Below are 22,748 nucleotides of genomic sequence, written 5' to 3' on the forward strand. Positions count from 1 at the left end.
TTACACAGTGGCGAACATCGCAGATTCCATCGAAGAGACCCCGCAGAGCTACTCCACCGAGTCGGCTCCTGAAGCAGCAGTCACCGCGCCTCGCGCCGTGCTGAGCGTCCCCGGCGCAGCCGTCGGCCGTCGCAAGCAGGCCATCGCCCGCGTGCGCCTCGTCCCCGGCAGCGGCACCATCACGGTCAACGGCCGCACGCTCGAGGACTACTTCCCGAACAAGCTGCACCAGCAGCTCATCAACGACCCGTTCACCGTCCTCGACCTGGCCGGCGGCTACGACGTCATCGCACGCATCTCCGGTGGTGGCCCTTCGGGCCAGGCCGGCGCGCTGCGCCTCGGCATCGCTCGCTCGCTGAACCAGATCGACGAGGAGAACAACCGCGCGACCCTGAAGAAGGCCGGCTTCCTCTCCCGCGACGCTCGCGTCAAGGAGCGCAAGAAGGCCGGACTCAAGAAGGCCCGTAAGGCTCCGCAGTTCTCGAAGCGCTAAGCGCTCTCAAGACAAGCGAAGCTCGATGCCTCAGCTGTTTGGTACCGACGGCGTACGCGGACTCGCGAACGCCGACCTGACGGCAGACCTCGCTCTCGGCCTTGCCCAAGCCACCGCAGTGGTGCTTGGGCAAGGCCGTAGTGCTGAGGCCCGCCGTGCCGCCGGGAAGCGCCCGGTCGCCGTGCTCGCACGCGACCCGCGTATCTCCGGCGAGTTCCTGTCCGCCGCCGTCGCGGCGGGCCTGGCGTCCTCGGGCGTCGACGTGCTCGAGGCCGGCGTGCTGCCCACGCCCGCGACGGCGTTCCTCATCGCCGACATCGACGCCGACTTCGGCGTGATGATCTCCGCCTCGCACAACCCCGCGCCCGACAACGGCATCAAGATCTTCGCCCGCGGCGGCACGAAGCTGCCCGACGCCGTGGAACGCCGGATCGAGGAGTACCTCGACCGCCCCAAGCTCAGCCCGACCGGCGCAGACGTCGGCCGGATCATCCGCTTCGCCGACGCCGAGGACCGCTACGTCCTCCACCTGCTCGGCAGCCTCCCGAACCGCCTGGACGGCATCCACGTCGTCCTCGACTGCGCACACGGCGCGGCCGCGGGTGTGTCGCCGGAGACCTTCCGCGACGCCGGGGCCAAGGTCACGATCATCGGCAACGACCCCGACGGCATGAACATCAACGACGGCGTCGGCTCCACGCACCTCGACCTCCTGTCCAAGGCGGTCCTCGAGCACGGTGCCGACCTCGGCATCGCACACGACGGCGACGCCGACCGCTGCCTCGCGGTCGACGCTGCGGGCAAGATCGTCGACGGCGACCAGATCATGGCCATCCTCGCGGTCTCGATGCAGGAGCGCGGCAAGCTCAAGGACGACACGCTCGTCGCCACGGTGATGAGCAACCTCGGCCTGCACGTCGCAATGCGCGAGCACGGCATCAACGTCGTCCAGACCGGGGTCGGCGACCGCTACGTCCTCGAGGCGATGAACGCGAACGCCTATTCGCTCGGCGGTGAGCAGTCGGGCCACGTGATCATGGCCGACTACGCGACCACCGGCGACGGCATCCTGACCGGTCTGCACATCGTGGCCGAGATGGCCCGCACCGGGAAGACGCTCGCGGAGCTCGCCGCCGTGATGCAGGTCTACCCGCAGATCCTCATCAACGTGACGGGTGTCGACCGCACGCGCCTCGCCGGCGACGAGGTCGTCGACGCTGCCGTGCAGGCTGCCGAAGCCGAGCTCGGAGACGACGGCCGCGTGCTGTTGCGGCCGTCCGGCACCGAGCAGCTCGTCCGAGTCATGGTCGAGGCGGCCGACCAGCCGACCGCCGATCGCCTGGCGCACCGCCTCGCCGACGTCGTCCGCGAGCGCCTCGCCATCTGAGTCGTCCGGCGGCGGGTCGGTACCTCAGCTGTGGAAGAGTGATCGCATGACTTCGACGACGACGGGCGGTGCCTCCGGGCAGCCGACGCCCTACGTGGAGATCGACCGTGCCGAATGGGCGCGACTCGCTCCAGAGACGGCCACACCGCTCAGCGAGACCGAGGTCGTGCAGATCCGTGGCCTCGGCGACCGCCTCGACATGCGGGAGGTCGAGGAGGTCTACGTGCCGCTCAGCAGGCTGCTGAGCCTCTACGCCAAGGGCACCCAGGACCTCGGGCGCGCGACCAGCCGGTTCCTCGGCGACCAGGCGCTCCGGACGCCGTTCGTGATCGGCGTGGCGGGTTCCGTGGCCGTCGGCAAGTCGACGATCGCGCGACTGCTGCGCGAACTGCTGTCGCGCTGGCCGGACACCCCGCACGTCGAACTCGTGACGACCGACGGCTTCCTCTATCCGAACGAGGAGCTCCAGCGGCGCGGCATCATGGATCGCAAGGGCTTCCCCGAGTCCTACGACCGGCGCGCGCTCCTGCGGTTCATCACCGCGGTGAAGAGCGGTGCCGCCGAGGTGCGGGCACCGTTCTACTCGCACCTGCGCTACGACATCATCCCGACGGCGCAGGTCGTCGTCCGGCGCCCCGACGTCCTGATCGTCGAGGGCTTGAACGTGCTGCAACCGGCTGCGACGGCGAGCGGACTCGCGATCAGCGACCTGTTCGACTTCAGCATCTACGTCGACGCACGGACGCGCGACATCGAGTCCTGGTACGTCGACCGCTTCATGGCGCTCAAGCGGGGCGCGTTCTCGAACCCGAACTCCTTCTTCAACGTGTTCGCCGAGCTCTCCGACGAGGAGGCGGCCGATCAGGCGCGCGGGTTCTGGCGCTCGATCAACGAACCGAACCTCATCGACAACATCCGCCCGACCCGCTCACGCGCGAAGCTCGTGCTGCGGAAGGACTCCGATCACACGGTGTCCTCGGTGCTGCTCCGCAAGCTCTGAGCAGCGGCAGGGGAAGGGCCCGGGAACCCGAGGATCCCGACAGGATCCTCCCGCTGTCGGGCTGAGCGGCGGCGCCTCGAGGTTGGTGCAGGATCCTCGCAAACTCGCGCGATTATGCTGCTCTACATGTGTGGAATCGTAGGGTACGTCGGGAACGACAAGACGGTGGACGTCCTCATGGGCGGACTCAAGCGGCTCGAGTACCGGGGGTACGACTCCGCCGGGATCGCCGTGCTCGACGCGACCGGTTCGCTGAACACCCGGAAGCGCGCCGGGAAGCTGGCCGTCCTCACCGAGGACCTCGCCGCGAACCCCATCGCGCCGGGCTCGACCGGTATCGGACACACCCGGTGGGCGACCCACGGTGGACCGACGGACCGCAACGCGCACCCGCACCTCGGTGACGAAGGACGCCTCGCGCTCATCCACAACGGCATCATCGAGAACTTCGCCGAACTGCGCGCGGAGCTCCTCGCGGACGGCTTCACCTTCGAGAGCGACACCGACACCGAGATCGCCGCCGTGCTCATCGGCCGCGAGTACCGTTCCACCGGCGACCTCACCGAAGCCTTCCGTCGCGTCGTCGCTCGCCTGGACGGCGCCTTCACGCTGCTCGCCATGCACCAGGACCTGCCCGGTGTCGTCATCGGTGCGCGTCGGAACTCGCCGCTCGTCATCGGGCTCGGCGACGGCGAGAACTTCCTCGGGTCGGACGTCGCCGCGTTCGTGCAGTACACCCAGCGCGCGGTCGCGATCGGTCAGGACCAGATGGTCGTCATCACGCCCGACGACGTGACGGTCACCGACTTCTCCGGCAACCACGTCGTGACCGAGCCGTTCGAGATCCAGTGGGATGCCTCGGCGGCCGACAAGGGTGGCTGGTCGAGCTTCATGGCGAAGGAGATCAGCGAGGAGCCCGACGCGGTCGCGAACACGATCCGCGGGCGGGTCGAGGGCGGCCAGGTCGTCATCCCCGAACTCGCCGGTCTCGATGAGCTCTTCCTCGACATCAACCGCATCGTGATCATCGCGTGTGGCACCGCCGCCTACGCGGGCACGGTCGGCACCTACGCGATCGAGCGCTGGGCCGGGATCCCGGTCACCGTCGAGCTGAGCCACGAGTTCCGCTACCGCGACCCGGTCATCGACGCGCGCACGCTCGTCATCTCGGTGAGCCAGTCGGGCGAGACCATGGACACGCTCATGGCGGTGCGTTTCGCGAGCGAGTCCGGCGCGAAGACCCTGTCGATCTGCAACACCCAGGGCGCCACGATCGCGCGCGAGTCGGACGCCGTGGTGTACACCCACGCGGGACCCGAGGTCGCGGTCGCGTCCACGAAGGCGTTCACCGCTCAGATCACCGCGCTGTACCTGTTCGGGCTGCACCTCGCGCGAGTCCGCGGCACCCAGACGCCGGCGTTCCTGGCGTCGCAGGTCGAGGAGCTGCAGGCCGTCCCCGACAAGATCGCCAGCATCCTCGGCGCCTCCGACAAGATCGCGCAGCTCGCCCACTGGATGGCTGACTCCCGCGCGGTGCTCTTCCTCGGCCGCCACGTGGGGTACCCGATCGCGCTCGAGGGTGCGCTGAAGCTCAAGGAGCTCGCGTACATCCACGCTGAAGGCTTCGCCGGTGGCGAGCTCAAGCACGGCCCGATCGCCCTGATCGAGCCGGGCCAGCCCGTCTTCGTCGTCGTCCCGAGCCCACGTGGCTCGGCGATCCTGCACCCGAAGGTCATCTCGACCATCGAGGAGATCCGCGCACGTGGTGCCCGGGTCATCGCGATCGCGGAGCAGGGCGACGCCGCCGTCCTGCCCTCGGCCGACGAGGTCATCCCGATCCCGCTCGCCGGTCCGCTGTTCGAGCCCCTGCTCGCCGTCATCCCGCTGCACATCTTCGCGATGGAGCTCGCGACGGCGAAGGGCCTCGACGTCGACCAGCCGCGGAACCTCGCGAAGTCCGTCACGGTCGAGTAGGGGCGGTCCGCGGGGTCCGAGGTGGCCCGTCGAGCGGGCCTCCGGGCCGCACACGACGGCCGTAGAGTAGAGGGATGATCATCGGCATCGGGGTGGACCTGGTCGACCTCGCACGGTTCGAACGGGCGATCACGCGCACCCCGAACCTGCTGGCCAGGCTCTTCGTCCCGTCGGAACGCGACCTCCCGCTGCGGTCGCTCGCCGGACGGTTCGCCGCCAAGGAGGCCCTCATCAAAGCGCTGGGTTCCTCTGACGGTATCCGGTGGCAGGAGATGGCGATCGTGAACGGCCCGGAGGGGAAGCCCGACTTCGCGCTGTCCGGCGTCACGGCGGGTGTCGTGGCCGAGCGGGGGATCACGAGCATGCACCTGACCATGACGCACGACGCCGGGGTCGCCGTCGCGTTCGTCGTCGCGGAGCGGGAGGGATGACGCCCGTGTCCGAGCACGACGAGCGACCGACCCGCGAGGCGATCATCGACCTCGACGCCCTGCGCCACAACGTCCGTCGCCTGCGCGAGCTGACCGGCGTCGGTGAACTCATCGTCGTCGTCAAGGCCGACGCCTACGGGCACGGTGCCGAGACGATCGCCCGCGCGGCGGTCGAGGCCGGGGCCGATCGCCTGGGTGTCGCCGACATCACGGAGGGCGTCGCGCTGCGCGCCGCCGGGATCACGGCACCGATCCTCGCCTGGCTGCACGGCCCGCAGGCTGCCTTCGGCGCCGCACTCGACGCCGGGATCGAGCTCGGTCTGTCGTCGATGGAGCAGCTCGACCGCGTGATCGAGGCCGCTCGGCATCGGCCGTCCGTCGTGCCGGTCGTCCAGTTCAAACTCGAGACCGGGCTCAGCCGGAACGGTGCGGCGGAAGCCGACTGGCCGGAACTCTTCCGGGCCGCCGCAGCCGCCGAGGCCGCCGGGCTCGTCCGGGTCGACGGGCTGTTCTCGCACGTCTCGAACACCTCCACCGACGACGACCGGGCGGCCGCCGTCCGCTTCGAACGCGGTGTGGCCCTCGCCACGGAAGCCGGTCTCGCTCCGCGGAGTCTGCACCTCGCCGCGTCGGCGGCAGCGCTCGGCGAGCCGTCCCTCCGCTACGACGCCGTCCGTCTCGGACTCGCCGTGTACGGCCTCTCGCCCTTCGAACCCACCGAAGACGCCGGCCGCTCGGCCGACGCCTTCGGCCTCCGGCCCGTCATGTCCCTCCGGGCGACGGTCGCAGCCGTGCGTCGGGTCGAGCCGGGCGCCGGGGTGTCCTACGACTACAGCTACCGCACCAGCACGGCGACGACGCTCGCCCTTATCCCGCTCGGATACGCCGACGGTGTGCCGCGGAGCGCCTCGAACGCCGGTCCGGTCGTGATCAACGGACGCCGCTACCGGGTGTGCGGGCGGATCGCGATGGACCAGTTCGTCGTCGACGTCGGCGACGACATGGTCGCCGTGGGTGACGACGCCGTGCTCTTCGGCGATCCGGCGTCCGGCGCGCCGCGCGTCGAGGAGTGGGCGGAGGCCGCCGGCACCATCAACTACGAACTCGTCACCCGGATCGGACCGCGCGTGGTCCGGACGACCAGGGAGCGGTCATGACCGATCACGTCCTCACCCCGGGCACCGTCGAGGTGGCGACGCCCGAAGAGATGCACGCGTACGGCGTCCGACTCGGCACGGAACTGCGTGCAGGGCAGCTCCTGGTCCTGACCGGGCCGCTCGGAGCGGGCAAGACGACCCTCACGCGAGGGATCGGCGAGGGACTCGGGGTCCGCGGCCCCGTCACCAGCCCCACCTTCGTACTCGCCAGGACGCACCCGAGCCTCGTCGGCGGTCCGCCGCTCGTCCACGTGGACGCCTACCGGCTCGGCTCGGCGCTCGAACTCGACGACCTCGACATCGACTTCGCCCGATCCGTCGTCGTCGTGGAGTGGGGAGCCGGATTGCTCGACGGCGTGGTCCCCACCTGGTTCGAGCTCGTCATCGAGCGTCCGACCGGAGCCGGCGACGAACCCGCGACGGACGATGCCGGCGAAGAGCCGATCGAGCGCCGGACCCTCACGCTCTCGCGGCACCCCGCCATCGACGCCGGGTAGGCTGGACGGCGTGCTGTTGGCGATCGATACATCCGCGGGTTCGAGCGTCGCCGTCGTCACCCTGGGTGGCGAGGTGCTGGCCGAACGGTCCTCCGACGACCCGATGCGGCACGCCGAGGTCATCGGCACGCTCATCGCCGGATCCCTCGACGACGCCGGCATCGAGGTCGCCGCGCTCGCCGGGCTGGTCGCGGGCATGGGCCCTGGACCGTTCACCGGACTCCGGATCGGGATCGCCGCGGCCCGCAGCTTCGGGATCGGCGCAGGCCTCCCGGTGCACCCCGTCGTGAGCCACGACGCGATCGCGCTCGACGCCTACCGTTCCGGTTCCGCCGCACCCGACGCCACGCTCCTCGTGGTCACCGACGCCCGCCGTCGCGAACGCTACTGGACGAGCTACGCCGGACTCGATGCAGCCGGCCTCCCGGTCCGCGTGCAGGGGCCGGCGCTCGCGAAACCCGACGACCTCCCGACCTCCGAATCCGTGCGCCTCGACGCGCTGGTCGTCCCCGCCGGGGCGTTGGGACAGGTCGCCGCCGCACTCCTCGCCACCGATGGCGCGTTCGCGGGGGAGGAGCCGTTGTACCTCCGCTCGCCCGACGTCACGATGTCCGCAGGCGCGAAGCGGGTGACGGCGTGAGCTGGTCGCTGCGCCGCGCCGGTGTCGCCGACCTCGACGCGATCATGGAGCTCGAGCACACCGTCTTCGTGAACGACGCCTGGTCGGCGGACATGATGAGCGCCGAACTGTCGTCGCCGCACGGGTACTACCTCGTCGCGACGGAGGTCGACGCCGACGACGCGGCACTCGCGGGCTACGGCGGTCTCTTCGCGCCTTCCCGGTCCGACGACGCCGACATCCAGACCATCGCCGTCGCCGGGCACGCCAGAGGACGAGGGCTCGGACGACTCCTCATGCAGGCGCTCATCGAGCAGGCCCGGCAGCAGGACGTCGCCCAGGTCTTCCTCGAGGTCAGGGCCGACAACCCCGTGGCGATCGCGCTGTACCGGAGCCTTGGCTTCGAGGAACTCGGCGTCCGCCCCGGGTACTACCAGCCGGACGACGTCGACGCCATCGTCATGCGACTCACGGTCCAGCCGAGGCCGCCCATGCCCGCCCACGGCCAGTCCCCGCTCGAACAGACCGATCAGCACCCCGGGAGCATTGCGTGAACCGTGCAGAACCGCTCGTCCTCGGCATCGAGACGAGCTGCGACGAGACCGGGATCGGCATCGTCCGCGGACACCACCTGTTGGCGAACACCATCGCTTCGAGCATGGACGAACACGCACGGTACGGCGGCGTCGTCCCGGAGGTCGCCGCACGAGCCCACCTCGAGGCGCTCGAGCCGACGCTCACGGCGGCGCTCGCCGAGGCCGGCATCGCGTTGGCCGACCTCGACGCGGTCGCGGTGACGAGTGGCCCCGGCCTGTCCGGTGCGCTCATGGTCGGCGTCGGCGCAGCGAAGGCGCTCGCCGTGTCCCTCGGCAAACCGCTGTACGCCGTGAACCACCTCGTCGGTCACGTCGGCGCGGACGTCCTCGACTCCGAAGACGGGATGATCGAGTATCCGACGATCGCGTTGCTCGTGTCCGGCGGGCACACCTCGCTGCTGCTCGTGCGGGATCTCGTGTCGGACGTCGAACTGCTCGGCGAGACCATCGACGATGCAGCGGGAGAGGCCTTCGACAAGGTCGCGCGCATCCTGGGCCTGCCCTACCCGGGCGGGCCGCAGATCGATCGGGCGGCCGTCGGCGGCGACCCGACGGCGATCCGGTTCCCCCGAGGGCTCAGCCTGCCGAAGGACATGGAGCGGCATCGCTACGACTTCTCCTTCTCCGGCCTGAAGACGGCCGTGGCACGCTGGGTCGAGGCGAAGCAGGACGCTGGGGAGCCGGTCCCCGTCGCGGACGTCGCCGCCAGCTTCCGCGAGGCCGTCGTCGACGTGCTCGTCTCGAAGGCGGTCAAGGCGTGCACCGAGCTCGGTGTGCCCCGCCTGCTGCTGGGGGGCGGTGTCATCGCGAACGCGCGGCTCCGCGAGGTGGCCGCCGAACGCACCGCCTCGGCCGGGATCGAACTCCGCATCCCGCCGTTGCAGCTGTGCACCGACAATGGCGCTATGATCGCCGCGCTCGCCGCGCAGCTCATCTCCGCCGGACACGAGCCGTCCTCGCTCGACTTCGGCGCCGACTCGACCCTGCCGGTCACCGAGATCCAGGTGCACTGACCGCTCGACGAGCCGTCTCCCGGCCGTCGACCGGGTGCGCGGACGTCGGCGCATAGGATGGGCCGGTACCCGGTCACGGATCGAAGGAGCGGCGATGGATCAGCACGAGCACCCCGACGGACGACCTCAGCACCAGGACGGTGCGGTGGACGGGCAGTCGCGCCCGCCGCAGGCTGAGCAGCCGAACGGGCAGCCGCAGCAGCCGTGGGGGCAGCAGCCTCCGCACCAGCCCCAGCAGCCGTGGGGGCAGCAGCCTCCGCACCAGCCCCAGCAGCCCTGGTCGCCGTACCAGCCGCCACAGCCCTCCCAGCAGGCCGGCGTCGGGCCGCAGGGTCAGCAGCAGCCGTATCAGCCTCAGCCCCAGGGCCAGCAGCCGTACCAGCCTCAGGGTCAGGCATCCCCGCCGCCCACGGACTGGCAGCGCGGCGCCGGCGCGCCCGTCACACCGCCGACGCGCCCTGCCCAGCAGGGGGCGTCCCCCTCGGCGCCTCCGGCGGGTTGGCAGGGCGATCACGCGACCTATCTCCAGACGGTGCCGACGGCGGTCTACCAGGCACCGAGCCAGGGAGGCTACGCCGCATACCAGCAGTCGCAGACGCAGACCCCTGCCGCTTCGACCGGGACCTCGCGGAGCACCTGGTCGCTCATCACCGGTGTCGTCGGGCTCGTCGTGTCGGTCTTTGTCGGTTGGGGCTTCCCTCTGTCGATCGCCGCGATCGTGCTCGGGTTCGGAGCCAGGCGTCGCGAGCCGCAGGGCCGAGGTCGCGCCCTCACCGGCCTCGTGACCGGGTTCGTCGGCCTCGCCTGCTCGGTCGGCTGGCTCGTCTACAGCGTCGTCGTGATCATCGGCTACGTCTCGACCTGATCCTCCTCGGGGCGCTGCGGCGCGGCGGACGCCGTCGGGTCAGGCGTCGGTGGCCGGCGTCACCCGTTCGACGAGCAGCGCACTGTGTTTGCCGGCGATCCTCGTGAGGATGATCGTGGCCGAGCCGTCGCCCTTCAGCGCGAGGCGCTTCCGGAACGCCGCGGGGTCGACGTCGACGCCGCGTTTCTTGATCTCGAGGACGCCGATCCCGCGATCACGCATCGTGCGCTTGAGGACCTTCTCGTCCATCGGCAGCCGTTCGAGCACCCGGAAGGTCGTGGCGAACGGCGAGCTCGTCGCCGTGTCGGAGGTCAGGTAGGCGATGCCCTGGCCGAGCATGCCGGCCTCCAACCGGATGGCGAGGTCTCCGATGAGTCGGGCCCGGATCACGGATCCGTCGGGTTCGTGCACGTAGTCGCCGAGCTCCCGCACGGGGGCGTCGTCGGCGTCGGCCTCGGCGTGCAACTCGTGGTGCACGCCGTCCGCGAGGAGGAGCGCGGACCGTCGGACGTCCGGACGGGCCAGCGGGCCGAACCAGAGCGCCATCTCGACGAGCTGTCCGTCGACCGACACCCACTGCGCCTCGGCGTCGTCGGGGATGAGGGAGCGGTCGAATCCGGGCCCGAGCTTGACGCCTGTGGGAAGGCGGGCCGCTGCACCGAAGACCAGGTCGAGGGACGGGGTGTAGTCGGCGGCACTCGACAGCCGCGCGGTGTCGGCGTGTCCTGCGGTGCGCCGCGCGGGATCGAACCAGACCGCGTCGAAGTCGTCCAGGGCGACGTCCTCGGCGGCGGCGTTCCGTACGGTCGCCGTGGGGAACGGAGCGAGGTTGTAGCTGGCGATGGCCGCGGTGACCTCGTCGATGTCGACCGCCGTGACCTCCAGGTCGAGCGAGGCCATGGCCATCGAGTCGGCGCCGATGCCGCTGCCGAGGTCGGCGATCCGCGTGAGGTCGGCCCGGGCGAACCGCCCGGCGTGCAATGCGGCGACGGGAAGGCGCGTGGCTTGTTCGAGCCCGGCCTCGGTGAACAGCATGCGGCCGGCGAACGGTCCGAACTTCCCGACGGCCTTCTGCCTGAGCCGTGACTGCGTGAGGACCGCCGCGACCAGCTCGGGGGAGTGGCCCTCCTTGCGCAGGCGCCCGACCAGGCGGACGGCTTCGTCCTTCGTCGGATAGGGCGGGAGGGAGTCGAGGAGCTTGAGGCCGTCGGCCGTGAGGAGTTCGACGAGTTCCGAACGGTCCATGGTCAGCGGGCCTCGGGCGGAGCAGGATGCATCCGGCAACGCTAGCAGTCGTTGATTGGCACTCGCATTGCATGAGTGCCAGAAGATGCCTACACTGGAATCAGCACTCTCGCAGTGTGAGTGCTAACCACGTCTTCGTTTCAAGAAAGAGGTCAACCGTGTCGGTCTCCATCAAGCCGCTCGAGGATCGCATCGTCATCAAGCAGGTCGAGGCAGAGCAGACCACCGCTTCCGGTCTGGTCATCCCCGACACCGCCAAGGAGAAGCCCCAGGAGGGCGAGGTCGTGGCGGTCGGACCCGGTCGCATCGACGACAACGGCAACCGCGTCCCGCTCGACGTCGCCGTCGGCGACAAGGTGATCTACTCCAAGTACGGTGGCACCGAGGTCAAGTACGCCGGTGAGGACTACCTCGTCCTGTCCGCGCGCGACGTCCTCGCAGTCGTCGTCCGCTAGTCACCAGCGCACGGATCCGGCGGCCCAGGCCGCTCAACAGCCCGAATGGCATTCGCCGTTCGGGCTGTGTCCGTTTCCGGAGGGTGTCGCGGGGAGTCGCGGGTCTAGCCTGGACCAGTGCAGAACCCCAGCGATCCAGCCGACGTCGACATCCACCCCGTCACCGTCGACGGGGGAGGGGATCGACGTGCGAGCGTCGCCGTGCCCCAGCAGGGGAGCCGGTCTGGGTTGCTCTCGGCGGTCGCCGCCTACTGCCTCTGGGGAGCGCTCCCGCTCTACTTCATCGCCCTCGCGCCGGCCGGGGCCTTCGAAGTGGTGGCGTGGCGGATCCTCTTCTCCCTCGTCTTCTGCGCCGTCCTCATCCTGGCGACCCGTTCCTGGCGTCGACTGTTCGGCATCCTCCGCCAGCGCCGCATCGTCCTGACGATGGGTCTCGCCGGAGCGCTCATCTACGTCAACTGGCAGACGTACGTCTACGGTGCGCTCAACGGCCAAGTGGTCGAGGCGTCGCTCGGGTACTTCATCAACCCGATCGTGACCGTCTTCCTCGGCGTCTTCTTCCTCCGCGAGCGGTTGCGTCCAGCCCAGTGGGCCGCGGTGGTCGTGAGCGTGATCGCGGTCCTGGTCCTCGCGATCGGGCACGGCAGCGTCCCCTGGATCGCCCTCATCCTTGCCTTCTCGTTCGGCCTCTACGGGTACATCAAGAAACTGGTGGGCGGCTCGGTCGACGCCGTGTCCGGGTTGACGCTCGAGACCGTGTGGCTGATGCCGGTCGCGATCGCCCAGCTCATCGCGGTCGGCGTGACCGGTGGGCTGACGATCGGCACCGCGGGCGTCGGGCACGCCCTGCTGCTCGTCGGCGCCGGCGTCATCACCGCTGTCCCACTCCTGCTGTTCGCGGCGGCGGCCCGCCGCCTCCCGCTCACCTGGATGGGTTTCATCCAGTACTTCGCACCGATCATCCAGTTCGTCGTCGGTGTCGCGGTCCTGCACGAGGCGATGCCGCCTGAGCGCTGGTTGGGCTTCGGTCTCGTGTGGCTGGCGCTCGCTATCCTCACCGTCGACATGCTTGTCGCCTCGACCCGGGGTCGTCGGGCCGCCGGGGCCGAACGGCGCCGCTCGACGAGGGTCGGAACAGCGGATTCCAGCGCTGATCGCGCGACCACTGCAGGAAAAGCGCGAAACAAGCCCTCCTGAGGTAACGATTTGGTCGTGTTACACGCTTGTAACGTCAACGACATTGTCCAGCGCACGTGCAGCGGATAACTTGACTCAACGGCAGCCCCTGGAGCTGCCACTCTTCTGACAAGCAAGGAGTACCATGAGCGTCTTTTCGAAGGCCACGGCCGCTCGCTCCCGCCCACGTTCCATCGTTCTCGGTGGTATCGCACTGATCGGAGCCAGCGCGCTGGTTCTGAGCGGTTGCGCCTCGAGTGGTAGCGGCGACAGCGGCAGCAGCAGCAAGCCTGCTGGCGACCTGACCCTGAAGCTCGGCACGGCGTTGCCGCAGACCGGTAACCTCGCGTTCCTCGGCCCGCCCGAGGAGGCCGGTGTCGGTCTCGCGGTCAAGGAGGTCAACGACGCCGACCTCGGCATCAAGATCGACCTGACGCTCGGCGACTCGGGTGACTCCGACAACAAGGCGTACGCGACCGAGGTCCCCGTCTGCTCTCCGAGGGTGTCACAGCCATCATCGGTGCAGCGTCCTCGGGTGTGTCGAAGCTCTTCATCGACGAAGTCACCGGCGCAGGCGTCATCCAGTTCTCCCCGGCGAACACCTCCGCGGACTTCACGACGTGGGACGACAACGGTCTCTACTGGCGGACGGCGCCGTCCGACGTGCTGCAGGGCGAGGTCCTCGGGAACCTGATCGCGGAGGACGGCAACGCCACCCTCGGCATCATCTACCTGAACGACTCGTACGGCACCGGCCTCGCGAAGTTCACCAAGGAGGCGTTCGAGAGCGCCGGCGGTGAAGTGGTCGCCGAGCAGTCGTACAACACCGGTGACACCTCGTTCGACGCGCAGATCAGCGCGGTCAAGGCGGAGAACCCCGACGCGATCGCGATCATCGCGTTCGAGGAGACCAAGACGATCGTCCCCGGTCTCGCCGGCTTCCCGTCGGACAAGCTCTACTTCGTCGACGGCAACCTCGCCGACTACAGCGCGGACTTCGCTCCGGGCACCCTGACGGGCGCCAAGGGAACGCTGCCCGGTCTCGACACCGCGAAGCTCGGTGACTTCACCGACCGCCTCCAGGCGTTCGTGAAGGACGAGGGTGGCGAGCCGCTGAAGGACTACAGCTACGCGGCTGAATCCTACGACGCCGTCATCCTGCTCGCCCTCGCTGCGCTGCAGGCCGGTTCGACCGAGGGTGCCGACATGGCGGCCCAGCTCCAGTCCGTGTCCGGTGGTAAGGACAAGGGCGACAAGGTGACCACCTTCGAAGAGGGTGCGAAGGCCATCGCCGACGGCAAGAAGATCGACTACGACGGCAACTCCGGTCCGATCACGTTCGACGAGAACGGCGACCCGACCGAGGCGACCATCGGTATCTACCAGTACGGTGACGACAACAAGTACACCCGCACCAACTAGTCGCCCACGCGACTGACGAGGCCCCGGAGCGATCCGGGGCCTTCGTCGTGTCCGCCCCCCGATGCACCCCGCCCCCTGTGTGGTCCCTCGTATGTGGTAGCGCCAGCGCGATGCGCTGACGCGAGCGCGGGTCCAGCGCGTGGGCGCGGGTCTCCAGAGACCCGCGCCCACGCGCCTGCGGCGCGCTCACGCCGATTCCGAGCCCATGCGGCACAGCGGAGCGCGCTCACGCCGGCGCACCGCGCTGGCGACGTGAGGGGCGCCTGCCAGCGCACCGCGCCGACGGAGGGTGCGGTGCGGTCACGTCGGCGCACCGCGCTGACAGCGACCAGTTGGGCGCCCGGGTCAACGGAACGCGCGTTGCAGTCCAGCGCGCTCGAGCTTCGCGGCGAGCCGGCTCGGATGGACGAGGTCCTCCCAGGTGGCGCGGACGACGGTGTAGCCGAGCGCGCGCAGCCGATCCTCCCGATGCTTCTCCGCCAGGACGATGTCGGCCACGTCCCGTCCCTGGGTGAACTCCTCCCGCACATACTTCTGCCGGCCATCGAGTTCGAGGATGATGCGCTCGTCCGGCCAGACCGCATCGACCACACCGACCGGTCCGTCCGCGTCGGAGAAGGCCTGCTGCAGCACCGGCAGGGCGAAACCGAGCTGCGCGATCACGACCCGCATCTTCGATTCGCCACCGTTCGCGGCGAGGGGGTCCGCGAATTCGATCGCAAAGCGCACCTGCCGTCCTCCCCGACGGCCCGGCAGGTCTCGTGCGAGCGAGCGGAGCGCCGTCTCGTCGGTGAGCTTGAGCCGGAGGGCAGCGTCGGCGACGGCGACGGCATCCTCGAGGCGGGCGATCCGAGCGAGATCGACGACGGTCCGAGCCGGGTCCGTGACCGCGAGCCCGTGCCGCATCCGTCGGGCGACGGAGCCCTGCGTCGTGTGACGGATGATGCCGGGTGCCGAACGCCCTCCGCGATCACCGCTCGTCAGCGTGTGCACCTCGGGAGGCCACGGACCCACGATCGGGAGTCCCCACAACCGCGCCGCCGAGTAGTGGCTGAACAGAGCGTCCTTCCGGAGCGCGACGGCCGCCGCATCGATCCGGACCCGGTAGCGGTCATCGGGGGACAGGGAACTCCATATCGGTTCAGGGACGTAGATGCCCTTCCGCAGACGCACCAGGTCGCCGTCGCGGTGGGCGGCGCTCACCAGGCGCTCGGCACCGACCCGACGTGCGTCGCGGACGAGGAGGAGTCCGTTCGGGCGGAGGAGCAGGTTGAGATCGAAGGATTCCATCGCCTCACCGTGCCCGTTCGCCTCCGCCGTCACCTCGTGTCATGGAAGCGATGTGGAGAACTACTCCCATCCAGCCTCCGGTGGAGCGAGGGTGGAGCGGCCCCCAGCGCGGTGCGCTGACGCCAGCGCGGGTCGTCGGCCTCAGGGCGGGTCGCTGTGCCGCGGGGGCGGGGATTCGGCGTGAGCGCGGGTCCAGCGCGTGAGCGCGCGCCTCCGGAGACCCGCGCTCATGCGCCAGGACCGCGCTCGCGTCAGCGCACCGCGCTGGCGAAAGGGGGAGGGAGAATGCACAACTCCTCCGTCCCCGTCTCAGGAGGCCGTCTTGGTACGACGGTGCCCCTCGGGGGAGGGAGGAGTTGTGGTTCGTTCACCGGTCGGGATCCGGTGGCTTCTGGCCCGTCGCTCGGCACGCGGCCGGGACGAGCATGTTCGAGGGTACCGAAGTACCCGCCGACCCGCGAGTGGGGAACGCCCTGATCAGTCCTCGTCCTGGCCGAGCGTGCCCAGGTAGAGGCCGATCACCTTGTCATCCGAGAGGAGCTCGCGGCCCGTCCCGGTGTAGGCGTCACGACCCTGGTCGAGCACGTACCCGCGGTCGCAGATCTGCAGACAGCGACGCGCGTTCTGCTCCACCATGATCGTGGTGACGCCGGCCTTGTTGATGTCCGAGACCCGGATGAACGCGTCGTCCTGACGCACGGGCGACAAGCCCGCGGACGGCTCGTCGAGGAGCAGCACGTGCGGATCCATCATGAGGGCCCGCGACATCGCGACCATCTGGCGCTCACCACCCGACAGTGAACCGGCGCGCTGCTTGAGCCGCTTGCCGAGTTCGCTGAAGATCCCGGTGACGAACTCGAGGCGCTCGTTGTACTGCTTCGGCTTCTGGAACAACCCCATCTTGAGGTTGTCCTCGATGGTGAGGCTCGGGAACACGTTGTTCGTCTGCGGGACGAACCCGACGCCGCGGGCCACGAGCTTGTTCGCCCGGAGCCCCGTGATGTCCTCGCCGTTCAGGAGCACCTGTCCGCTGCGCACCTTCACCTGTCCGAAGATCGCCTTCAGCAGCGTCGACTTCCCCGCACCGTTCGGTCCGATGATGCCGATGAGCTCGCCCTTCCGGGCGGTCAGGTTCGCACTGTTCAGAATGTTCACACCGGGGAGGTACCCGGCGGTCAGGTCAGTGACCTCCACGACCATCTCGGCGTCCTTGACCGCGGTGCCACCGACCGGGGCACCCTTCACCTCGCTCATTTCCGCTCCTCCTCGGGCTCGGCACCAGCCGCGAGCCGTTCGTCCTCGATCTCGGCGAGCAGCTCCTCGGCCGCAGCTCTGTCCTCTCCGGCGATCCGGCCGGTCACGACCCCGAGGTCGACGTCCTGGTGGCTCCCGAGGTAGGCGTCGATGACGGCGGGATCCTCCATGACGGTGTCCGGCGGACCCTCGGCGACGACGCGACCCTCGGCCATGACGACCACCCAGTCGGCGATGTGCCGGACCATCTGCATGTCGTGCTCGACGAACAGCACGGTCATGCCCTCGTCCTTCAACGCCAGGATGTGGTCGAGCAGGGACTGCGTGAGCGCCGGGTTGACGCCGGCCATCGGCTCGTCGAGCATGACGAGCTTCGGATCGCTCATGAGCGCCCGCGCCATCTCGAGGAGCTTCCGCTGCCCACCGGAGAGGCTGGCCGCGTAGTCGTCGCGTTTCGTGTCGAGCTTGAAGCGGCGGAGGAGATCCATCGCCTTGACCTCGAGGTCGGCTTCCTGCTTCCGCCAAAGCGGCTTCACCAGGCTCGAGAAGATGCCCTCACCGGTCTGGCCGGTCGCGCCGAGCTTCATGTTCTCGAGCACCGTGAGCAGGCCGAGCGCCTTCGTCAACTGGAAGGTCCGGACCTGACCCATGCGGGCGACCTTGAACGCCGGGACGCCCCCGAGGCTCTTGCCGTCGAAGTTCCACGTCCCGGTGTTCGGCTTGTCGAAGCCGGTCAACAGGTTGAACAGCGTGGTCTTGCCGGCACCGTTCGGGCCGATGAGGGCGGTGATCGCGTTGCGGGGCACCTCCAGGTGCTCCACGTTCACCGCCTGCAGGCCGCCGAAGGTCCGGGTGACCTGATCCGCGATGAGGATCGGGTCGACCTTCTTGACGCCCGGGACGATCTCGCCGACGTGGAGGCCGGTGGTCTTGACCGGTCGCGAGGTGGGTGAGCTGTTACTTGACAAAGGTCAGCTCCTTCTTGTTTCCGAGGATGCCTTGCGGCCTGAAGATGACGATCAGCATGAGCGCGACACCGACCAGCACGTAGCGGAGCGTCGACGCCTGCGTCGAGCTCATGAACGGCAGGACGTCCGCCTTCACGAGCGCCGGGAGGACGTTCGAGAGGAACGCCATGATCACCCAGAAGATCACCGAGCCGAGCAGCGGCCCGAAGACCGTCGCGGCTCCACCGAGCAGGAGGATCGTCCAGATGAAGAAGGTGAGGCTCGTGACGTACACGCTCGGCACGACCGCGGAGGGGAGTGCCAGCACCACCCCGCCGAGTGCGCCGAAGACACCACCGACGACGAGCGCCTGCATCTTGTAGGCGAACACGTTCTTGCCGAGGGCGCGCACGGCGTCCTCGTCCTCGCGGATACCCTTCAGCACGCGGCCCCACGGGCTGCGCATGAGGAGGAACACGAGGAGTGCGGCGACGGCGAGCAGCAGGATGCCGAAGATGCGGACCCACCACTGGTTCGCGTTGAGCTCCCACGGGCCGAAGCCGTAGATGCCCTCCGGGATCGGGTTCGCGGCGCGGAAGCCCTCGTGGTAGTTGCCGAGGCCGTCGGCCGAGTTCGTGAACTCGTCGAAGACCTGCGTCGTGAAGAGCAGTCGGACGATCTCCGCCGCGGCGATGGTCACGATGGCCAGATAGTCCGCCCGCAGTCGCAGGGTCGGGATGCCGAGGATGAAAGCGAAGACCACCGAGGCCAGACAGCCGACGATGATGCCCGCCCACCACGGGAGGTTGAAGCTCAGGATCGAGATGGCGTAGCCGTAGGCGCCGAGCGCCATGAACCCCGCCATACCGAAGTTCAACAGACCGCCGTAGCCGAAGTGCACGGCCAAGCCGAGTGCTGCGAGCGCGTACGCGATCGTCTCCGGGCTGATGACCCAAGCGAGCGTGTTCGAGAGAATGCTTCCCCAGTCCATGCGCGTGCCCCTAACCGATTCTCTCGCGACGTCCGAGGATGCCCTGCGGTCTCACGAGGAGCACCGCGATGAGCACCACGAGGGCGCCGACGTACTTGATGTCAGACGGGATCCAGAGCGTCGAGACCTCGACGAGGATGCCGATGATGAGGGCGCCGACCATGGCGCCGAAGGCGGTTCCGAGCCCGCCGAGGGTGATGGCCGCGAAGATGAGGAGGAGCAGCTGCGCTCCCATGTCCCACTTGATGCCCGGTCGGAAGTACGCCCACAGGATGCCGGAGAGGCCGGCGAGGGTCGCTGCGAGGATCCAGACGATGCGGACCACGCGGTCGACGTCGATACCGCTGGCCGCTGCGAGGCTCGGGTTGTCCGAGATGGCTCGCGTCGCCTTGCCGGTCTTCGTCTTGATGAGCCACCAGGCCACGCCGAGGAGCACCACGACGCTGACCGCCATGCTGATCATGTCGGTGACGCTGAGCGAGACCGTGCCGAACAGCTTGATGTTCTCCTCTCCCGAACCCGGCAGCTGGAACGTGCCGCCGCCGACGAAGTAGAGGAAGACGTAGCGGAGCGCCAGCGACAGGCCGATCGAGACGATCATCACCTGCACGATGCCGACGCCCTTGCGTCTCAAGGGTCTCCAGATGCCGGCGTCGAGCGCGAAGCCGAACGCGGCACTCAGGGCGAGGGCGATGATGATGGCAAGCCAGATCGGCCATTGGAGGAACACCCCGAACACGAGCGCCATGATCGCGCCGAAGGTCACCATCTCTGCGTGGGCGAAGTTGCTGAGTCCTGTGGTGCCGAACACCAGGGAGGCTCCGATGGCGGCGAGCGCCAGCATGAGTCCGAAGTTCAGACCGTTGACGAGTCGTTCGGCGAGTTGATCCCAGAAGCTGACGGTGACGCGGACGCCTTCGCCGAGGAAGAAGTTCACGGACTTCGATTGGGTGAGGCCGAACTTCGCCTCGATGGTCGAGCCGCCCTCGGCGACGATGACGCCCTTCGGGAGGGTCTCCTCGTCGAGCGTTACCTTGTACGTACCTTTCTCGGGGACGCCGATCTTCCACTTGCCGTCGGCGTCGGTGTCGACATCGGCCTTGTAGCCGTTGCCGTCGACCGTGATGTTCACGCCTTCGAGTGGTTTGTCGTCGTACTTGACGTTCCCAGCGAAGTAGAAGTCGTACTCCTCGCCCACCTCGTCAGCATGAGCCGGGACGGCGCTCATGACGGACGTGAGGGTGATTGCCCCGAACAACAGGGCGATGAGGAGCACGAATCTCCGTGCCAGTCTCGGGTTTCGGGTCGTTCCAGCGAACTTCACTGCACCTCCAGTGCCGGGCCACTTCCGTGGACCGTTCTCCTGCGTCGGACAACGCTGTTCGACGATAGAACCTGATTATTGCCTACATGTTTCGCCCGTGCGTATTTCTCCGCATCGATTTGTCGGGATCGTGGAATAGGGGTAGGCCGTGCTCGGTTACGATGGTGATACCGGCAGGTCTGCGTTTCTCCGGTGTGTTCGTGGCTATGAGAGGGATAAATGGACCAGCCTGATCCGTTCGGATTCGTAGGACTCACGTATGACGATGTGCTGCTGCTGCCCGGGCACACCGACGTCATCCCGAGCGAGGCGGAGACCTCGTCCCGCCTGACGAAGCGGATCACCGTGAACACGCCGCTGCTGTCGAGCGCGATGGACACCGTGACCGAGGCTCGCATGGCGATCGCGATGGCTCGCGAGGGCGGCATCGGCATCCTGCACCGCAACCTGTCGATCTCCGACCAGGCCGAACAGGTCGACCGCGTGAAGCGGAGCGAGTCGGGCATGATCACGAACCCGATCACCACCACGGCCGACGCCACCGTCGCCGAGGTCGACGAGCTGTGCGGCCAGTTCCGCATCTCGGGCCTCCCGGTCGTCGACGACAAGGGTGTGCTCGTCGGCATCATCACGAACCGCGACATGCGCTTCGTGTCGCCGTTCGAGAAGGCCACGACCCGCGTCAGCGAGGTCATGACGAGCACCGGTCTCGTGACCGCTCCCGTCGGCACCGACCGCAACGCGGTGATGGCGCTCCTCGCGCAGCACCGCATCGAGAAGCTGCCCCTCGTCGACGAGGCGGGCAAGCTCAAGGGCCTCATCACCGTCAAGGACTTCGACAAGAGCGAGAAGTACCCGCTGGCCACGAAGGACGACACCGGTCGTCTGCGGGTCGGAGCGGCCATCGGCTTCTTCGGCGACGCCTGGTCCCGTGCGGGCCAGCTGCTCGACGCCGGCGTCGACGTCATCGTGGTCGACACGGCCAACGGTGAGAGCGCAGGCGTGCTCGACATCATCCGCAAGCTCAAGGCCGACCCGGCGTTCGCCGGTGTCGACGTCATCGGCGGCAACGTCGCGACCCGCTCCGGCGCGCAGGCCCTCATCGAGGCCGGTGCGGACGCGATCAAGGTCGGCGTCGGTCCGGGTTCCATCTGCACCACGCGCGTCGTCGCGGGTGTCGGTGTCCCGCAGGTCACCGCCGTCTACGAGGCGTCGCTTGCGGCGCGCGAGGCGAACGTCCCGGTCATCGCCGACGGCGGTCTGCAGTACTCGGGCGACATCGCCAAGGCACTCGTCGCGGGTGCCGACACCGTCATGCTCGGCTCGCTCCTGGCCGGCACCGACGAGAGCCCCGGCGACCTCGTGTTCGTGGGTGGCAAGCAGTTCAAGAACTACCGCGGCATGGGATCGCTCGGAGCCATGCAGACGCGAGGCGAGAAGACCTCGTACTCGAAGGACCGCTACTTCCAGGCCGACGTGCCGAGCGACGACAAGCTGATCCCCGAGGGCATCGAGGGCCAGGTGCCCTACCGCGGCCCGGTGTCGGCCGTCGCGTACCAGCTCATCGGCGGGCTGCGTCAGTCCATGTTCTACGTCGGCGCGCGCAACATCGGCGAGCTGAAGGCCAAGGGCAAGTTCGTCCGCATCACCTCCGCGGGCCTCAAGGAGTCGCACCCGCACGACGTGCAGATCGTCGTCGAGGCGCCCAACTACCGCAAGTAGGCACCCGCACGAACACCGACGGTCCGGCAGGCTTCCGCCTGCCGGACCGTCGGCGTAGGTGTGGTCAGCGCATCCGACGTTTGTTCAGAGCGGTTAGCGTCGCCCACATGACCAGGGCGAAGCCTCCGATCCACAGGGCGTATAGCAGGTAGCCATCGAGGCCGAATCCCAAACGGACCGCCGTCGTGCCACAGATGACGATCCCGACAATGGTGCTGGCGAGGACTGATTGGCGGACGCGAAGCGGTCGCTTAGGAGGAACGTTGTGGGTCTCAGGGCTCATACGTAGACGCAGCGGCCTTGGTTGCCGCCGATGTAGATCTTCATCTCTCGTCCTCCTTGGCAGATGCCGTTCGTCGCGAGAGCGGTGGATGCGACTAAGAGGATGGCTCCGAAGACGACGCACAGCGCGGCGCCGACCCCTGGGAGGAGGCACAACGCTCCTTGAAGGGCCATCGCGCCTCCACCGATGATGAGGCCTTGGTCGAAGGCATTGAACAGGACATAGATCCCACCGGAGTCCTGCCCTCCGCCGAGACGCGTCTCGGAAGGGCCTTGTCCCACCGAGAAGCTGAACCCGTTCTCGAATACGAATGTCTCGATCGTGTCCTCACCTACCCGCTGTGTGGTGAACGGGACTTGTGCTGCCTTCAACTCATCGACGGCCAGTCGAAGCTGTTCGGGAGTGATCTCGTGCTGAGCTGCTGTGCTCAGGGGCGTCGCGGTAACAGGTGGAGGAGCAGCGTTGGCTGTTGCCGGCGCAGCGAGAGCGATGACGACCGCCAGGATTGTTCCGAGACTGAAGGCCCGTGAAGTGGTGAGCATGACTTGGTATCCCCTTCTCTGATTGGTGCGCCGCGGTGCGAACCTGGTCGTTAATATAGATATTT

At 68.5% G+C, this 22,748-nt stretch carries 22 protein-coding genes; 15 read left to right on the forward strand and 7 right to left on the reverse strand.

The window, feature by feature from the left end; all coding sequences use genetic code 11:
• Positions 1 to 7: 7 nt before the first annotated feature.
• The 11 genes from rpsI (at position 8) to FGL15_RS14490 (ending at position 10,032) form a co-directional block, all read left to right on the forward strand.
• Positions 8 to 493, forward strand: a complete 486-nt coding sequence (rpsI, locus tag FGL15_RS14440; RefSeq protein ID WP_064296683.1) for a 30S ribosomal protein S9 — start codon at positions 8 to 10, stop codon at positions 491 to 493.
• A gap of 25 nt (positions 494 to 518) precedes the next feature.
• Positions 519 to 1,880, forward strand: coding sequence for a phosphoglucosamine mutase (gene glmM, locus FGL15_RS14445; protein WP_138946528.1), 1,362 nt, complete (start codon positions 519 to 521; stop codon positions 1,878 to 1,880).
• 46 nt (positions 1,881 to 1,926) lie between these two features.
• A complete protein-coding gene (coaA, locus tag FGL15_RS14450) occupies positions 1,927 to 2,880 on the forward strand; it encodes a type I pantothenate kinase (RefSeq protein ID WP_064296681.1) in 954 nt (317 codons plus the stop codon).
• Positions 2,881 to 3,006: 126 nt separating this feature from the next.
• Positions 3,007 to 4,854 (forward strand): glutamine--fructose-6-phosphate transaminase (isomerizing), encoded by a 1,848-nt coding sequence (gene glmS, locus FGL15_RS14455; protein WP_138946529.1) that lies wholly within the window; start codon positions 3,007 to 3,009, stop codon positions 4,852 to 4,854.
• 74 nt (positions 4,855 to 4,928) lie between these two features.
• Complete coding sequence (locus FGL15_RS14460) at positions 4,929 to 5,285, forward strand: holo-ACP synthase (RefSeq protein WP_064296680.1); 357 nt, start codon at positions 4,929 to 4,931, stop codon at positions 5,283 to 5,285.
• On the forward strand, positions 5,282 to 6,442 hold the full coding sequence (gene alr, locus FGL15_RS14465; RefSeq protein ID WP_138946530.1) for an alanine racemase: 1,161 nt from the start codon (positions 5,282 to 5,284) through the stop codon (positions 6,440 to 6,442). The genes FGL15_RS14460 and alr overlap by 4 nt, the downstream gene beginning before the upstream one ends.
• Positions 6,439 to 6,939, forward strand: a complete 501-nt coding sequence (gene tsaE, locus FGL15_RS14470; protein WP_124768828.1) for a tRNA (adenosine(37)-N6)-threonylcarbamoyltransferase complex ATPase subunit type 1 TsaE — start codon at positions 6,439 to 6,441, stop codon at positions 6,937 to 6,939. Before alr ends, tsaE begins: the two co-directional genes overlap by 4 nt.
• 10 nt (positions 6,940 to 6,949) lie before the next feature.
• The gene (gene tsaB, locus FGL15_RS14475; RefSeq protein ID WP_138946531.1) at positions 6,950 to 7,579 is read left to right on the forward strand and encodes a tRNA (adenosine(37)-N6)-threonylcarbamoyltransferase complex dimerization subunit type 1 TsaB; all 630 of its coding nucleotides are present in this window, start codon (positions 6,950 to 6,952) and stop codon (positions 7,577 to 7,579) included.
• Entirely contained in the window at positions 7,576 to 8,112 is a 537-nt protein-coding gene (gene rimI, locus FGL15_RS14480; protein ID WP_168223410.1) for a ribosomal protein S18-alanine N-acetyltransferase, read from the forward strand. Before tsaB ends, rimI begins: the two co-directional genes overlap by 4 nt.
• Complete coding sequence (gene tsaD, locus FGL15_RS14485; RefSeq protein WP_138946532.1) at positions 8,109 to 9,167, forward strand: tRNA (adenosine(37)-N6)-threonylcarbamoyltransferase complex transferase subunit TsaD; 1,059 nt, start codon at positions 8,109 to 8,111, stop codon at positions 9,165 to 9,167. The genes rimI and tsaD overlap by 4 nt, the downstream gene beginning before the upstream one ends.
• A 94-nt stretch (positions 9,168 to 9,261) precedes the next feature.
• Complete coding sequence (locus tag FGL15_RS14490; protein WP_138946533.1) at positions 9,262 to 10,032, forward strand: DUF4190 domain-containing protein; 771 nt, start codon at positions 9,262 to 9,264, stop codon at positions 10,030 to 10,032.
• Positions 10,033 to 10,071: 39 nt separating this feature from the next.
• On the opposite strand, the gene FGL15_RS14495 is transcribed toward FGL15_RS14490, so the two are convergent.
• Positions 10,072 to 11,277, reverse strand: a complete 1,206-nt coding sequence (locus FGL15_RS14495) for a class I SAM-dependent methyltransferase (RefSeq protein ID WP_138946534.1) — start codon at positions 11,275 to 11,277, stop codon at positions 10,072 to 10,074.
• Between the two features lie 158 nt (positions 11,278 to 11,435).
• On the opposite strand from FGL15_RS14495, the gene groES reads away from it, so the two are divergent.
• The 3 genes from groES to FGL15_RS14510 all read left to right on the forward strand — a co-directional run bounded on the left by groES (position 11,436) and on the right by FGL15_RS14510 (position 14,330).
• Positions 11,436 to 11,732, forward strand: coding sequence for a co-chaperone GroES (gene groES / locus FGL15_RS14500; RefSeq protein WP_056008047.1), 297 nt, complete (start codon positions 11,436 to 11,438; stop codon positions 11,730 to 11,732).
• A gap of 201 nt (positions 11,733 to 11,933) precedes the next feature.
• Positions 11,934 to 12,929, forward strand: a complete 996-nt coding sequence (gene rarD / locus FGL15_RS14505) for an EamA family transporter RarD (protein WP_138947327.1) — start codon at positions 11,934 to 11,936, stop codon at positions 12,927 to 12,929.
• Positions 12,930 to 13,445: 516 nt separating this feature from the next.
• Positions 13,446 to 14,330 (forward strand): ABC transporter substrate-binding protein, encoded by an 885-nt coding sequence (locus FGL15_RS14510; RefSeq protein ID WP_370281768.1) that lies wholly within the window; start codon positions 13,446 to 13,448, stop codon positions 14,328 to 14,330.
• A 345-nt stretch (positions 14,331 to 14,675) separates the two neighbouring features.
• Here FGL15_RS14510 and FGL15_RS14515 read toward each other — a convergent pair whose 3' ends face one another.
• The 5 genes from FGL15_RS14515 to FGL15_RS14535 form a co-directional block, all read right to left on the reverse strand.
• Positions 14,676 to 15,620 carry a hypothetical protein gene (locus tag FGL15_RS14515; RefSeq protein WP_138946535.1) on the reverse strand — a complete coding sequence of 315 codons (945 nt, stop codon included), beginning with the start codon at positions 15,618 to 15,620 and terminating at the stop codon, positions 14,676 to 14,678.
• 477 nt (positions 15,621 to 16,097) lie between these two features.
• Positions 16,098 to 16,874 carry an ABC transporter ATP-binding protein gene (locus FGL15_RS14520; RefSeq protein ID WP_138946536.1) on the reverse strand — a complete coding sequence of 259 codons (777 nt, stop codon included), beginning with the start codon at positions 16,872 to 16,874 and terminating at the stop codon, positions 16,098 to 16,100.
• Positions 16,871 to 17,842, reverse strand: coding sequence for an ABC transporter ATP-binding protein (locus FGL15_RS14525; protein ID WP_138946537.1), 972 nt, complete (start codon positions 17,840 to 17,842; stop codon positions 16,871 to 16,873). Before FGL15_RS14525 ends, FGL15_RS14520 begins: the two co-directional genes overlap by 4 nt.
• Complete coding sequence (locus tag FGL15_RS14530; protein ID WP_086474449.1) at positions 17,832 to 18,812, reverse strand: branched-chain amino acid ABC transporter permease; 981 nt, start codon at positions 18,810 to 18,812, stop codon at positions 17,832 to 17,834. The genes FGL15_RS14525 and FGL15_RS14530 overlap by 11 nt, the downstream gene beginning before the upstream one ends.
• 10 nt (positions 18,813 to 18,822) lie before the next feature.
• Positions 18,823 to 20,040, reverse strand: a complete 1,218-nt coding sequence (locus FGL15_RS14535) for a branched-chain amino acid ABC transporter permease (protein WP_138947328.1) — start codon at positions 20,038 to 20,040, stop codon at positions 18,823 to 18,825.
• 315 nt (positions 20,041 to 20,355) lie between these two features.
• Between FGL15_RS14535 and guaB the strand changes: the two genes are divergently transcribed.
• On the forward strand, positions 20,356 to 21,858 hold the full coding sequence (gene guaB / locus FGL15_RS14540; protein ID WP_079705279.1) for an IMP dehydrogenase: 1,503 nt from the start codon (positions 20,356 to 20,358) through the stop codon (positions 21,856 to 21,858).
• 279 nt (positions 21,859 to 22,137) lie between these two features.
• On the opposite strand, the gene FGL15_RS14545 is transcribed toward guaB, so the two are convergent.
• A complete protein-coding gene (locus tag FGL15_RS14545) occupies positions 22,138 to 22,683 on the reverse strand; it encodes a hypothetical protein (RefSeq protein ID WP_138946538.1) in 546 nt (181 codons plus the stop codon).
• Positions 22,684 to 22,748: the final 65 nt, after the last annotated feature.

The organism is Plantibacter sp. M259 (assembly GCF_006065115.1).
In the GTDB taxonomy this organism is placed as follows: domain Bacteria; phylum Actinomycetota; class Actinomycetes; order Actinomycetales; family Microbacteriaceae; genus Plantibacter; species Plantibacter auratus.

Bases quoted from the DNA above. Each gene is read 5' to 3' on its own strand.
- guaB (WP_079705279.1), top strand. From the start codon at position 20,356: ATGGACCAGCCTGATCCGTTCGGATTCGTAGGACTCACGTATGACGAT.
- FGL15_RS14515 (WP_138946535.1), bottom strand. From the start codon at position 15,620: ATGGAATCCTTCGATCTCAACCTGCTCCTCCGCCCGAACGGACTCCTC.
- glmS (WP_138946529.1), top strand. From the start codon at position 3,007: ATGTGTGGAATCGTAGGGTACGTCGGGAACGACAAGACGGTGGACGTC.
- glmM (WP_138946528.1), top strand. From the start codon at position 519: ATGCCTCAGCTGTTTGGTACCGACGGCGTACGCGGACTCGCGAACGCC.
- FGL15_RS14530 (WP_086474449.1), bottom strand. From the start codon at position 18,812: ATGGACTGGGGAAGCATTCTCTCGAACACGCTCGCTTGGGTCATCAGC.
- FGL15_RS14495 (WP_138946534.1), bottom strand. From the start codon at position 11,277: ATGGACCGTTCGGAACTCGTCGAACTCCTCACGGCCGACGGCCTCAAG.
- tsaE (WP_124768828.1), top strand. From the start codon at position 6,439: ATGACCGATCACGTCCTCACCCCGGGCACCGTCGAGGTGGCGACGCCC.
- FGL15_RS14460 (WP_064296680.1), top strand. From the start codon at position 4,929: ATGATCATCGGCATCGGGGTGGACCTGGTCGACCTCGCACGGTTCGAA.
- FGL15_RS14535 (WP_138947328.1), bottom strand. From the start codon at position 20,040: ATGAGCGCCGTCCCGGCTCATGCTGACGAGGTGGGCGAGGAGTACGAC.
- coaA (WP_064296681.1), top strand. From the start codon at position 1,927: ATGACTTCGACGACGACGGGCGGTGCCTCCGGGCAGCCGACGCCCTAC.
- FGL15_RS14520 (WP_138946536.1), bottom strand. From the start codon at position 16,874: ATGAGCGAGGTGAAGGGTGCCCCGGTCGGTGGCACCGCGGTCAAGGAC.
- alr (WP_138946530.1), top strand. From the start codon at position 5,282: ATGACGCCCGTGTCCGAGCACGACGAGCGACCGACCCGCGAGGCGATC.
- FGL15_RS14490 (WP_138946533.1), top strand. From the start codon at position 9,262: ATGGATCAGCACGAGCACCCCGACGGACGACCTCAGCACCAGGACGGT.
- FGL15_RS14545 (WP_138946538.1), bottom strand. From the start codon at position 22,683: ATGCTCACCACTTCACGGGCCTTCAGTCTCGGAACAATCCTGGCGGTC.